The sequence below is a fragment of the Mycobacterium sp. NGS26 genome, from assembly GCF_059813025.1.
The window spans coordinates 91,012-103,243 of the sequence record NZ_JCALDU010000001.1; the positions used below are offsets into that span (position 1 = coordinate 91,012).

The following is a 12,232-nucleotide window of genomic DNA, read 5'->3' on the forward strand; positions in this document are numbered from 1 at the left end:
GGGCGCCCGGCACCTGCGGCTTTGACTCTGCGGTCAGGGCGGACCCCACTCGCAAAACTCCTCCCTGAGCGCAGAGTCAACGCCGTGGATAGCGGTCAGTAGTCCTTGAGCGCGATCGAGCCGACGACGGCGTCGAACTGCTCCTGCGAGATGGGCGCGCCGCCCGGAATGTTGTCGGTGGCCAGCCACTGGGTGCGTTTGACGTAGCCGTTGAACTCCCTGAAATAGCTGGCGAAGCCGAGGCCGTGGTCGTCGCCGGCGGCCGCGAGCTCGCCGGCCAGGATGTAGGCGCCCAGCAGCGCGACGCTGGTCCCCTGGCCCGACAACGGTGAGCAGCAGTAGGCGGCGTCTCCCACCAGGGCCACCCTGCCGATCGACCAGTGGTCCAGCACGATCTGCGACATCTCGTCGAAGTAGAAATCCGGTGCCGCACGCATGTACTCGAGCAGTTGCGGGCGCACCCAGCCGTCGCCGGTCATCCGTCGTTCCAGCTCGGCGAACTGGGCCTCGGTGTCGCGGTAGTCGATGCTCAGCTCGGGGTCCATGAAGCCCAACATGGCCCGCGCCTCGGTGTTGTCGCGCGCGCTGTAGACCCCGGCCAGCGAGGCGTCCCCGTAGTGCCAGACCTGCCAGTGGTCCAGGTTCAGGAAGTTGGGCACCGTGAAGATCGCCGCGAATGTCCCCAGCCGCTTGATGAACCGCTCCTCCGGGCCGAAGACCAGCCCGCGCACGTTGGAATGCAGGCCGTCGGCGCCGATGACCAGGTCGAAGCTGCGGTCGGGCGCGCGTTCGAACCTCACGTCGACCGATGCGCCTCGGTTGTCCAAATCGACGATGCTGTCGTCGAACACGTACTCGGCCCCCGATTGGCTTGCCCCGTACAGCAATTCGACCAGGTCGTCGCGCAGCAGCTCGATGTCGGGGTTGTCGATGGGACCACCCGTCGGGGTCGACTCGGTGTCCCGGGACAGCTCGTTGCCGTCCCGGTCGACGACGGAGGCACCGCGGATTCGCGTCTTGCGCTCCTCGGCGGCGGCCAGCAGGCCCATGCGGTCCAGCACGGTCAGCGCGGGGCCGCGCACGTCGATCGCCTGACCTCCCGGGCGCAGGCCCGGATGGCGCTCCACGACGGTGACCGAATGGCCATGGCGGGCAAGCCAATACGCCAACGTCGTGCCGGCGACGCTGGCTCCCGAGACCAGCACCTCAGACATGCGGGATCACTTGATTCCTGCCAGCCTCTTGGCGTCGATGAAGATGTCGTCGAGCATCGAGGGAGTCAGCCTACCGGTGAACATGTTTTGCTGGCTCGGGTGGTAGCAGCCGAGCAGGCGCACGCCCGACGGCAGCTCCGCGACGGCGCCGTGGCCGAATTTCGGCTTGGGCCGCGCGGCCGCACCCGACATGCGCAGGGCGACCTGCCAGCCGAACCCGCCCAGGGCGACGATGGCGCGGACGTCGTCGGACACCAGGCCCCATTCGGCGTCGAGCCAGGGCGAGCAGGTGATGCGCTCATCCGGCGTCGGGGCGTTGTCCGGTGGCGCGCACCGCACCGGCGCGGTGATGCGGATCCGATTGGCGCGCAAGCCATCCGCGGCGTCGACACTGGTCGGCTGGTTGACCAGACCGGCCCGGTGCAGCGCCGCATAGAGCTGATCGCCGGACCGGTCGCCGGTGAACATCCGTCCGGTCCGGTTGGCGCCGTGGGCGGCGGGCGCCAGGCCGACGATCAGCAGCCGCGGGTGCTCCGATCCCCAGCCCGGCACCGGCCGCCCCCAATACGGCTGGTCGGCGAAGGCGCGCCGCTTGACGACGGCGACCTCCTCGCGCCAACGGACCAGCCGAGGGCAGGCCCGGCACACGCTGATCACGGCGTCGAGCTCCGGTATGGAGCCGGCCCGGGCCGCCAGCGTGACGACCTGGGCGGGATCGGCCGCCACCGGGGTCCGCGGCGTGGCCGGGTCGCCGGGCCAACCGCTGCCGGGCGCGACGGGAGAGCCGAACCGCTGGCCGGTGTTCGGATGGGCGAGCACATGAACATCCTGCATTCACGCGCGGACGGCGGCGAAATTCGGTGGTGGCTGGTATCGGTTTGGCGCTACATTCAGCCGCGATATCCCATGAAGAGCAGCGGGCCGGCGTTACTGATCCTGTTCGCCACGCTGATGGCGACGGCGGGTACCGGCATCTCGATCGTCGCGTTCCCGTGGCTGGCGCTGCAGCACCAGCACAGCGCGCGCGACGCGTCGGTCGTGGCCGCCGCCATGACGCTGCCGCTGGTGGTCTCCACGCTGGTCGCCGGCGCGGCGGTCGACTTTTTCGGGCGCCGCCGGGTTTCGCTGGTCTCCGACTCGCTGTCGGGCACCGCGGTGGCCGCCGTCCCGCTGAGCGCCTGGTTGTTCGGGCCCGGGGCGATCAATCTGGCGATGCTGGCCGTATTGGCCTTCTGCGCGGCCGCTTTCGACCCGGCCGGGACGACGGCGCGCCAGTCGATGCTGCCCGAGGCCGCCGCCCGCGCGGGCTGGTCGCTCGACCGGATCAACAGCGGCTACGAGGCGATTCTCAACCTGGGCTTCATGGTGGGCCCCGGCATCGGCGGCCTGATGATCGCCACGGTCGGCGGCGTCAACACGATGTGGGTCACGGCGGGCTTTTTCGGGTTGTCGATCCTGGCGATCGGGGCGCTGCGGCTCGAGGGCGCCGGCAGGCCGCACCACGCGACCCGGCCCGACGGGTTGGTGTCCGGCATCGCCGAGGGGATGCGATTCGTCTGGAATCTGCGGGTGCTGCGCACCCTCGGGTTGATCGACCTGACCGTCACCGCGCTCTACCTGCCGATGGAAAGCGTGCTGTTCCCAAAGTATTTCGCCGACCGGCACCAGCCCGCGCAGCTGGGCTGGGCGCTGATGGCGCTGGCGATCGGCGGCGTGGCGGGCGCGCTGGGCTACGCCGTGCTGTCGAGGCACACGCGGCGACGCTCCGCCCTGCTGACCGCGACCCTCACCTTCGGCGCCGCGACGGCCGGCATCGCGTTCCTGCCGCCGCTGCCGGTGATCCTGGCGCTGTGCGCGCTGACCGGCCTGGTCTACGGTCCGATCCAGCCGATCTACAACTACATGATCCAGACGCGCGCCCCGCACCGCCTGCGCGGCCGAGTGGTCGGGGTGATGACGGGGCTGACCTACGCCGCCGGCCCGGTGGGCTTGCTGGTGGCGGGTCCGCTGGCCGACGCCGCCGGGCTGAAGGCGACGTTCTTGACGCTGGCGGTGCCCATCCTGGTGCTCGGGCTCGTCGCGTGCGGGCTGCCGTCGCTGCGCGAGCTGGACCGCGCACCGGTACGCGACAAAGCCTGAATTCCCCGCCGGGTCAGTCGCCGAGGATCCTGCGCTTCTGCTGTTCGAATTCCTCGTCGGTGAGCAGCCCACGGTCTTTCAGCGCGGCCAGTCGCTCAAGCCGATCGACCGGATCAGCGGCCGGTTGGGCCTGCGCCGCCTGCATCGCGCCGAACGCCTGCTGTTGCATCTCGGCGCCGCGCCGCATCATCTCTTCGCGGAACGCGGTGGGGTCGGCGATGGCCCGGCGGATGACATCGGTCATCGGCATGCCCATGACCTGACCACCCGCCAGGTCGGGGCGGGCCGAGGTCACGGCGTCAATGGCCGCATCGGCCGTGGCGCCCGGCCGGCGATCGAGTTGCACGCGGCTGTGGTCATTCGGGTCGTAGAGCACCGGCAGCCTCAGGCCCGGGCGCGGCGGGCTCAGCTGTGGTAGCAGCGCCGCGACGGTGGCCTCGAACGGCGCGTCGGCCTCGGGGATGACCCGCAGCAGCAGCTTCCAGCGAACCTCGGTGTTGCCGACCAGGTTCGGGTTGCCGACGGTGACCGAGACCGCCGACTGCTCGGCGGCCAGAACCTCCGCGAACGCGCGGGCGCCGACTTTGCTGAGATCTCTGCGTCCGAACACCGTTGACCCGACCTTTCGGAGAATCGCTCAACTGTACAGCGCCGACAGGCCCGTAGGATCGGGTCGTGACTGCTGACGTCCTGGCCGAGCTGATCGCCGGGCTGCCCGACGGGACCGTCGTCACCGATCCCGCCATCACCGAGGGCTACCGCCAGGACCGCGCCTTCGACCCGTCGGCCGGCAAGCCGCTGGCCGTCGTCCGGCCGCGGAGCACCGAGGAGGTGCAGACGGTGCTGCGCTGGGCCACCGCCAACCGGGTGCCGGTGGTGCCCCGGGGCGCCGGCAGCGGCCTGTCGGGCGGGGCGACCGCGCTGGACAACGGGATCGTGCTGTCGACGGAGAAGATGCGCGGCATCACCGTCGACCCGGTCACCCGCACCGCGGTATGCCAGCCCGGGCTGTTCAACGCCGAGGTGAAGAAGGCCGCCGCCGAGCACGGCCTGTGGTATCCGCCCGATCCGTCGTCGTTCGAGATCTGCAGCATCGGCGGCAACATCGCCACCAACGCGGGCGGGTTGTGCTGCGTCAAGTACGGCGTCACCACCGACTATGTGCTGGGCGTGCAGGTGGTGCTGGCCGACGGCACCGCGGTCCGGCTGGGCGGACCGCGGCTCAAGGACGTGGCGGGACTGAGCCTGACCAAGCTGTTCGTGGGCAGCGAGGGCACGCTCGGCGTCATCACGGAGGTGACGCTGCGGCTGCTGCCCGCGCAGAACACCTCGAGCGTCGTGGTGGCCACCTTCGCCTCCGTCGAGTCGGCGGTCGACGCGGTGCTCGGGGTCGCCGCGCGGATGCGGCCGGCGATGCTGGAATTCATGGACTCGGTGGCGATCAACGCCGTCGAGGACACGATGCGCATGGACCTGGACCGCGGCGCGGCCGCCATGCTGGTGGCCGGCTCCGACGAAAGGGGGCGCGCGGCGTCGCAGGACGCCGAGCTGATGGCCGCGATATTCGCCGAAAACCATGCGACGGAAGTGTTTTCGACCGACGACCCCGACGAGGGCGAGGCATTCGTCGCCGCCCGCCGGTTCTGCATCCCGGCGGTGGAGGCCAAGGGGTCGCTGCTGCTCGAAGACGTCGGCGTGCCGCTGCCGGCGCTGGGCAAGCTGGTCACCGGGATCGCCCGCATCGCCGCCGAGCGCGACCTGATGATCTCGGTCATCGCCCACGCCGGTGACGGCAACACCCACCCGCTGATCGTGTACGACCCCGCCGACGCCGCGATGACCGAGCGCGCCCACGTCGCGTTCGGCGAAATCATGGACCTGGCCGTCGGCCTCGGCGGCACCATCACCGGTGAGCACGGCGTCGGCCGGCTGAAGCGACCCTGGCTGGACGGCTACCTGGGACCCGAGGCGATGGACCTGAACCGGCGCATCAAGCGGGCGCTGGACCCGTTGGGCATCCTCAACCCGGGCGCGGCGATCTAGTTCGCGCATGATGATTGTCCTACTCAAAGTAGGATATTTGGTATGGCGAAAGACAAGATTTCAGTGACGATCGATCAGGCCGTACTGGCGGCGGCCGATGCGGACGCCCAGGCGGCCGGGCTGAATCGCTCAGAGATGATCGAACGAGCCCTGCGCAATGAGCATCTCCGAATCTCGCTGGAGAACTACACCGCACACACTGTGCCAGCCCTCGAGATCGACGCCTACGCGGAGAAGGTTTATCGGGCGAATCGGGCCGCCGGGCTGTGATCACGCCCGGAGACATCACGCCACGTCGCGACACCGACCAGGAGCTGTATGTGATCGTCCTCTCTAACGCGATTCACCTCGCAGCCGCTACCGGGCGAGTCATCACCTGCCCCTTTGTTCCCGGTGAAATCCCCAGCGGCACAATGGCTATGATCGTGACGGTGCAGCAACCCAAAGGGGTTGTCTTACCGGAGCTCATCCAGTGGCTCCCTGTCGCCGCCCTCGATGAACCCATCGGTAATATCGGCGCCCCGGCGCTCGCTGAAACGACTACGACCGTCACAGCACTCGTTACCTGACAACTCAGCGCAATCGGATATCGGCGGCATTGTCGCCACAACCATGGGACCCTGCTTTCGCACAACTGGCCTTCGACGCCGCGGCAACAGCCGGACCCCAGCTTTGCGGCTGACCGCGGGCATCTAGATCATCGGGCCGGCGGATTCGGGCAATGGGGCTGGCAGCGTTGACATATCTATCGGGATGCCTTACATATAAGACATGTCGGTAGATATGTCTCACAGCGCACCGGTTCGGTTCGAGCTGGCAACCGCCGACACCTGGCCTAACCCGTGGCCGATGTACCGCGCGCTGCGCGACCACGACCCGGTACACCACGTCGTTCCCCCGAGACACCCCGGGGACGACTACTACGTGCTGTCCCGGCACGCCGACGTGTGGGCGGCGGCGCGGGACCACGAGACGTTCTCGTCGGCGCAGGGGCTGACGGTCAACTATGGCGACCTGGAAATGATTGGGCTGCAGGACAATCCGCCGTTCGTCATGCAGGATCCGCCGGTGCACACCGAGTTTCGCAAGCTGGTGTCGCGCGGGTTCACGCCGCGTCAGGTGGAGGCGGTGGAGCCCAAGGTGCGCGAGTTCGTCGTCGAGCGCATCGAGAGGCTGCGCGCCGACGGCGGCGGCGACATCGTCACCGAGCTGTTCAAGCCGCTGCCGTCGATGGTGGTCGCGCACTATCTGGGTGTGCCCGAGGAGGATCGGTCGCAATTCGACGGCTGGACCCAGGCCATCGTCGCCGCCAACACCGCAGAGGGCGGCGTCGCCGGGGCGCTGGACACCCTCGGCGACGCGGTCGGGTCGATGATGGCGTACTTCACCCGGCTGATCGAGCGGCGCCGGACGGAACCCGAGGACGACACCGTCTCGCACCTGGTCGCCGCCGGGGTCGGCGCCGACGGCGACATCTCCGGCACCCTGTCGATCCTTGCGTTCACGTTCACGATGGTCACCGGCGGCAACGACACCGTGACCGGCATGCTGGGCGGGTCGATGCCGTTGCTGCACCGGCGTCCCGACCAGCGAAAGCTGTTGGTGGACAACCCCGAACTGATCCCCGACGCCGTCGAGGAGCTGCTCCGGATGACCTCGCCGGTGCAGGGGCTGGCGCGCGCGGCCACCCGCGACGTCACGATCGGCGACACGACGATCCCGGCCGGCCGCAAGGTGCTGCTCCTCTACGCGTCGGCCAATCACGACGAACGCCAATACGGCTCGGACGCCGGCGAGCTGGACGTCACCCGGTGCCCGCGCAACATCCTGACGTTCAGCCACGGCGCGCACCACTGCCTCGGCGCGGCCGCGGCGCGGATGCAGTCCCGGGTGGCGCTGACCGAATTGCTGGCCCGCTGCCCGGATTTCGAGGTGGACGAGTCCGCGATCGTATGGGCCGGGGGCAGCTACGTGCGGCGTCCGCTGTCGGTGCCGTTCACGGTGAAATCCCGATGACCGACTGGCTGGCCTCGCACCGCGGCGAAGCGGCCGTGGACCGGATCCTCGATGCCGCCGAGGAGCTCTACACGCTGCGCGACCAGGCGTCGATCGGAATGAACGAAATCGCCAGGGCCGCAGGCTGTTCCCGCGCGACGCTGTACCGCTACTTCGAGAACCGCGAGGCGCTGCGCACCGCGTACGTGCATCGCGAGGCGCGCCGCCTCGGCCGCGCGATCAGGGAGAAGATCGACGGCGTCGACGACCCGCGCGAGCGACTGGTCGCCAGCATCACCGCGACGTTGCGGATGGTCCGCGAGAGCGCGGCGCTGGCGTCCTGGTTCGCCACCACCCGCCCCCCGATCGGCGGCGAGGTGGCCGAAAAGTCGGAGGTGATCACCGCCCTGGCCGCCGCGTTCCTCAGCTCGCTCGGTCCCGAAGATCCCGCGACCGTCGAACGCCGGGCTCGGTGGGTGGTGCGGGTGATCACCTCGCTGCTGATGTACCCGGGCCGGGACGAGGCCGACGAGCGGGCGATGATCGAGGAGTTCGTCGTCCCGATCGTCACGCCGGCCGGCGCCCGTCGTCGCTAGCTTGGCATCTCAAATCGGGCGATTCCGCCAAACCGCCCAACTGGGCGGCGGGGCCGCGCTATGTTGACCAATTGACCGTCGCAGAACGGTCGGTGGGGACAAGACCTGGAAGTTGCAGTGGTCTTTTGCGCGCGCCACTGAGGAAGGACGGGCAGTGACTTATCCCTGTTTGCCGCCCGAGGTGAATTCGGCACTCATACAAACCGGTGCGGGTTCGGCGCCCATGCTCGCGGCCTCGTCGGCCTGGAGTGGCCTGGCCGCCGAACTGCGGGCGGCGGCGAACGCGTTCGGGTCGGTGACGTCGAACCTGTCGGGACAGACATGGCAGGGACCCGCCGCGGCGGCGATGGCGGCCGTGGCCGCGCCCTACACCGCATGGCTGATCGCGGCGGCCGGCCACACCGAGCGGGCGGCCGCCCAGGCCGCGGCGGTGGCGGCCTCGTTCGAGGCGGCGCAGGCCGACACCGTGCCCACGCAGGCGGTCGCGGCCAACCGGACCCTGCTGGCGACGCTGGCGAGCACGAACTTCTTGGGGCTCAACACCCCGGCGATCGCGGCCACCGAGTCCCACTACGAGGAGATGTGGGCCCAGGACGTGACGGCGATGACCAACTATCACGCCGGCGCCTCGTCAGCCTGGGCCGGCCTGGCCCCGCTGGAGCCGCTGCGGGAGAACCTCCCCACATTGGTGGCCGTGTAGCCGACCGCGCTCAGTCCCGCACGCGGGTGAACCGGTGCAGCAGCCAGGCCAGTGGGACGGTCACGACCAGCGTCGCGACGAACAGGTACAGCATCGAGCCGGTGTAAACGCGGGCGCGCACCACGTAGTCCATGGCGAATTCCATGGTCACCAGGTGGATCAGGAAGATCTCGTAGGAGATCTCGCCCAGCCACACCATCGGCCGGCTGGCCAGCAGCCGCGAATACAGCCCCTGGTTGCCCAGGGCCAGGGGCGCCACCGCCAACACGGCGATCACCGCGTAGAAGCACGTCTTGTACAGCGCCTCCCCCAGCGTCGCCGGCGACGTGGTGGGCGCCCCCGCGATCGGGGTGGAGACGATGAAGTAACAGATGATTGCCAGCGGTATCGCCATGAACGCGTAGCACCGCACGCCCATCCGCTGCAGCACCGTCAGCAGCATGCCGCCGAGGAACCAGGCCAGGTAGGTCGGCAGCCACAGCCGGGCACCGTCGGGGAACCAGTGGTCGGTGTGCACCAGGACCAGCCAGGCCGGGCTGATCAACGCCATCGCCGCCAGGGCGCCGATCACCAGCCTCGGCTGCCAGCGCCGCCGGGAGACCAGCACCAGCAGCACGTATGCCAGCGCGGGCAGCACGAGGTAGAACGCCGCCTCCACGGCCAGGCTCCACATCTGGGTCAGGCCCTGATGCAGGTATTTGCCGAGGTAGCCGTCGGTGTAGATCTGCGTCAGGGTGAGGTTGCGCAGCAGCCCCATCCACGAATGTCCGGGGTTGGGTCCGGCCTCGCGGAAGTGGTACAGGACGTAGGCAATCAGCACGGTGATGACGTAGGCGGGCATGATGCGGCGAACCCGGTGGCGCGCATAGCGACTCAGCGAAGGTGGCGGTCCAGCCGTCGCCGCCGATTTCACCCACGGACCAAACAGCAGGAAGCCGGACAGCACGAAAAAGATCGGCACGCCGATCTCCATCCGGGAACCGACCAGGCCCCAATAGCCGTGGGTGTACTTGCCGGTGGTGTATGCGGCGTGAGTGCCGACGACCAGGATGGCGGCGACCGCGCGGATGCCGGTCAGCGACGCGACCCGGTCCACGTGGGCGACCTGTTCGAGGCCGCCCTGGGCGTCTCTTTCCTCGGACAGGGTCATCCGGCACGTTTTCCGCGTTGTTTGGTCTTGCCGGGCGACCGGTCGGGCCGAAGGTCGATGAGAACGCCCGAGATGCGGGTGCGTTCAAGCTTTTTCAGCGTCGCCTTCGGCAGTTTCGCCGGCAGCTCCACCAGCGAGAAATCCGGCCCGATGGCGATGTGGCCGAAATCGCTGCGGTGCAGGCCGCCCTCGTTGGCAATGGCGCCGACGATCGCGCCCGGCCCGATCTTGTGCCGCTTGCCCACCGAAATGCGGTAGGTGCTGAATAGCCGTGTCTGCCTTGGCTTCTCGCGGCGATCCCGATGTTCGCTGCGCCGCTCGGGCGGCGGGTCGGGCGCCATCAGGAACTCCTCGCCGTCGCGGGACTGCAGCGCCAGCGCCGCGGCGATGTCGGCCATCGGGACGTCGTGCTCACGTCCGTAGTCCTCGACCAGCTTGCGAAACAGTTCGATTCCCGGGGCGCCGAGCGCGTCGGTGATGGAATCGGCGAATCTCGCCACCCGCTGCGCATTGACGTCCTCGACGGTGGGCAGCGCGGCCTCGGTCAGCGTTTGCCGCGTTGCCTTTTCGATCGCCTTGAGCAGGTGGCGTTCCCGCGGGGCGACGAACAACAGCGCCGTCCCCGAACGCCCGGCCCTGCCGGTGCGCCCGATGCGGTGCACATAGGACTCGGTGTCGTGCGGGATGTCGTAGTTGACCACATGCGATATCCGCTCCACGTCCAGCCCGCGGGCGGCCACATCCGTGGCGACCAGGATGTCGATGCCGCCGTCCCTCAGCGCGGCTATGGTCCGCTCGCGCTGCGCCTGCGGGATGTCGCCGTTGATGGCGGCCGCGGAAAACCCTCGGGCACGCAGCTTTTCGGCGACCTCCTCCGTCGCCTGCTTGGTGCGCACGAACACGATCATCGCCTCGAACGGCTCCACCTCGAGGACGCGGGTGAGCGCGTCCATCTTGCGCGGCCCGGCGACCTGGATGTAGCGCTGCGAAATGTTCTCGGCGGTGGCGGTTTTCGCCTTTGTGCTGACTTCCAGCGGATCGTGCAGGTACTTGGCGGTGAGCTTGCGGATCGGTGCCGGCATGGTCGCGGAGAACAGCGCGACCTGCTTGTATTCCGGGGTTTCGGAAAGGATGCGCTCGACGTCGTCGGCGAAGCCCATGGCGAGCATCTCGTCGGCCTCGTCGAGCACCAGGTAGTCCACCCGCGACAGGTCGAGCGTGCCGCGTTCCAGGTGATCGATGACCCGTCCGGGGGTGCCCACCACCACCTGGGCCCCGCGCCTAAGCCCGGCCAGCTGCACTCCGTACGACGACCCGCCGTAGATCGACAGCACGTTGACCTTGGGGAGGTGGGCCCCGTAGCGGCTGAACGCCTCGGCGACCTGCAGCGCCAGCTCCCGGGTGGGCGCCAGCACCAGGGCCTGGGTCGCGTTGCTGGTGGCGTCGATCCTGGACAGGATCGGGATCGCGAAGGCCGCCGTCTTGCCGGTGCCGGTCTGGGCCAGTCCCACCACGTCGGAACCCGCCATCAGCGCCGGGATCGTCGCCGCCTGGATGGCCGTCGGTGACTCGTAGCCGACGTCGGCGACCGCCCGCAAGACGGAGGGATGGATCTGCAGGTCGGCAAATGTCGTAGAAACAGCCTCGGCCGGGCTGTCGGGGAAGGTCATCGTCCATGAAGTCTAGTGGGGATCGCGAGCTCAGCGGACCCGAGCGCGGGCGAGCGCGGCCGGGCGCGGCATGCCTGCCACACCCGCGAGCCCGGTGACGGTACGGTGCGCGATTGTGTGGTCGCTGCGTTGCCCCGTCGAGCCGCTGTCCGCCCTGTCCGTTGCGGCCGTGATCGGCGCGACGTTGACCGGCTGCGGTTCGGGGGACTCGACGGTCGCGAAGACCCCGCAGGCGACGACCCCGACCACCTCGGCCGCGGCCGGCGGCGCGCCCGGCCAGCCGTCGGGTGCGGCCGCCTCGCCCGGCGGCGGCGCCCCGGCGGACCCGTGCGCGGTCAACCTGAGCTCGCCCACCATCGCGAAGGTGGTGTCGGATCTGCCCCGCGACCCGCGCAGCCAGCAGCCCTGGAACCCGGAGCCGCTGGCCGGCAACTACAACCAGTGCGCCCAGCTGTCGGCGGTGATCGTCAAGGCCAACACCAACGCCGTCAATCCGACCACCCGGGCGGTGCTGTTCCATCTGGGCCAGTTCATCCCGCAGGGGGTGCCCGACACCTACGGTTTCAACGGCATCGACGCGTCGCAGACCACCGGCGACACGGTGGCGCTGACCTACCCCGGCGGCATCAACGGCCTGAACACCGTTGTGCGGTTCCATTGGAACGGCAGCACGGTCGAGCTCATCGGCAACACTCCCGCCGGCCGCTGAGCGCGGCGTCGCTGTC

12 protein-coding genes and 1 pseudogene are annotated in these 12,232 nt (G+C 69.3%); 8 read left to right on the forward strand and 5 right to left on the reverse strand.

Translation table 11 applies throughout. The features are described from left to right. Positions 1-95: 95 nt before the first annotated feature. Together AC5Y6X_RS00430 and AC5Y6X_RS00435 are read right to left on the reverse strand one after the other, a co-directional pair. The gene (locus AC5Y6X_RS00430; RefSeq protein ID WP_499983423.1) at positions 96-1,214 is read right to left on the reverse strand and encodes an FAD-binding protein; all 1,119 of its coding nucleotides are present in this window, start codon (positions 1,212-1,214) and stop codon (positions 96-98) included. Positions 1,215-1,220: 6 nt separating this feature from the next. After that, complete coding sequence (locus tag AC5Y6X_RS00435; RefSeq protein WP_499983425.1) at positions 1,221-2,048, reverse strand: uracil-DNA glycosylase; 828 nt, start codon at positions 2,046-2,048, stop codon at positions 1,221-1,223. A gap of 72 nt (positions 2,049-2,120) precedes the next feature. Here AC5Y6X_RS00435 and tap point away from each other — a divergent pair, with 72 nt between their 5' ends. Beyond that, positions 2,121-3,353 carry a multidrug efflux MFS transporter Tap gene (gene tap / locus AC5Y6X_RS00440; RefSeq protein WP_499983427.1) on the forward strand — a complete coding sequence of 411 codons (1,233 nt, stop codon included), beginning with the start codon at positions 2,121-2,123 and terminating at the stop codon, positions 3,351-3,353. 13 nt (positions 3,354-3,366) lie between these two features. On the opposite strand, the gene AC5Y6X_RS00445 is transcribed toward tap, so the two are convergent. Next, entirely contained in the window at positions 3,367-3,963 is a 597-nt protein-coding gene (locus tag AC5Y6X_RS00445) for an SHOCT domain-containing protein (protein ID WP_499983428.1), read from the reverse strand. A 65-nt stretch (positions 3,964-4,028) separates the two neighbouring features. On the opposite strand from AC5Y6X_RS00445, the gene AC5Y6X_RS00450 reads away from it, so the two are divergent. From AC5Y6X_RS00450 to AC5Y6X_RS00475, 6 genes and pseudogenes are all read left to right on the forward strand, one after another. Further along, positions 4,029-5,396 (forward strand): FAD-binding oxidoreductase, encoded by a 1,368-nt coding sequence (locus tag AC5Y6X_RS00450; RefSeq protein WP_499983430.1) that lies wholly within the window; start codon positions 4,029-4,031, stop codon positions 5,394-5,396. Positions 5,397-5,438: 42 nt separating this feature from the next. Then, positions 5,439-5,666 (forward strand): ribbon-helix-helix protein, CopG family, encoded by a 228-nt coding sequence (locus AC5Y6X_RS00455; protein ID WP_499983432.1) that lies wholly within the window; start codon positions 5,439-5,441, stop codon positions 5,664-5,666. After that, entirely contained in the window at positions 5,663-5,965 is a 303-nt protein-coding gene (locus AC5Y6X_RS00460) for a toxin (RefSeq protein ID WP_324676408.1), read from the forward strand. The genes AC5Y6X_RS00455 and AC5Y6X_RS00460 overlap by 4 nt, the downstream gene beginning before the upstream one ends. Positions 5,966-6,167: 202 nt before the next feature. Continuing rightward, on the forward strand, positions 6,168-7,412 hold the full coding sequence (locus tag AC5Y6X_RS00465) for a cytochrome P450 (protein WP_499983434.1): 1,245 nt from the start codon (positions 6,168-6,170) through the stop codon (positions 7,410-7,412). Then, entirely contained in the window at positions 7,403-7,987 is a 585-nt protein-coding gene (locus tag AC5Y6X_RS00470) for a TetR/AcrR family transcriptional regulator (protein WP_499985147.1), read from the forward strand. Before AC5Y6X_RS00465 ends, AC5Y6X_RS00470 begins: the two co-directional genes overlap by 10 nt. 154 nt (positions 7,988-8,141) lie before the next feature. After that, a pseudogene (locus AC5Y6X_RS00475) lies at positions 8,142-8,675 on the forward strand (PPE family protein); the annotation flags it as partial. 22 nt (positions 8,676-8,697) lie between these two features. Here AC5Y6X_RS00475 and AC5Y6X_RS00480 read toward each other — a convergent pair. Continuing rightward, positions 8,698-9,837, reverse strand: coding sequence for an acyltransferase family protein (locus AC5Y6X_RS00480; protein WP_499983435.1), 1,140 nt, complete (start codon positions 9,835-9,837; stop codon positions 8,698-8,700). Beyond that, the gene (locus tag AC5Y6X_RS00485) at positions 9,834-11,507 is read right to left on the reverse strand and encodes a DEAD/DEAH box helicase (protein ID WP_499983437.1); all 1,674 of its coding nucleotides are present in this window, start codon (positions 11,505-11,507) and stop codon (positions 9,834-9,836) included. Before AC5Y6X_RS00485 ends, AC5Y6X_RS00480 begins: the two co-directional genes overlap by 4 nt. Positions 11,508-11,577: 70 nt before the next feature. Between AC5Y6X_RS00485 and AC5Y6X_RS00490 the strand changes: the two genes are divergently transcribed. Next, positions 11,578-12,216 (forward strand): LppP/LprE family lipoprotein, encoded by a 639-nt coding sequence (locus tag AC5Y6X_RS00490; protein ID WP_499983439.1) that lies wholly within the window; start codon positions 11,578-11,580, stop codon positions 12,214-12,216. Positions 12,217-12,232 lie beyond the last annotated feature (16 nt).

Bases quoted from the DNA above. Each gene is read 5' to 3' on its own strand.
- AC5Y6X_RS00485 (WP_499983437.1), bottom strand. From the start codon at position 11,507: ATGACCTTCCCCGACAGCCCGGCCGAGGCTGTTTCTACGACATTTGCC.
- AC5Y6X_RS00455 (WP_499983432.1), top strand. From the start codon at position 5,439: ATGGCGAAAGACAAGATTTCAGTGACGATCGATCAGGCCGTACTGGCG.
- tap (WP_499983427.1), top strand. From the start codon at position 2,121: ATGAAGAGCAGCGGGCCGGCGTTACTGATCCTGTTCGCCACGCTGATG.
- AC5Y6X_RS00430 (WP_499983423.1), bottom strand. From the start codon at position 1,214: ATGTCTGAGGTGCTGGTCTCGGGAGCCAGCGTCGCCGGCACGACGTTG.
- AC5Y6X_RS00490 (WP_499983439.1), top strand. From the start codon at position 11,578: ATGCCTGCCACACCCGCGAGCCCGGTGACGGTACGGTGCGCGATTGTG.
- AC5Y6X_RS00465 (WP_499983434.1), top strand. From the start codon at position 6,168: ATGTCGGTAGATATGTCTCACAGCGCACCGGTTCGGTTCGAGCTGGCA.
- AC5Y6X_RS00480 (WP_499983435.1), bottom strand. From the start codon at position 9,837: ATGACCCTGTCCGAGGAAAGAGACGCCCAGGGCGGCCTCGAACAGGTC.
- AC5Y6X_RS00435 (WP_499983425.1), bottom strand. From the start codon at position 2,048: ATGCAGGATGTTCATGTGCTCGCCCATCCGAACACCGGCCAGCGGTTC.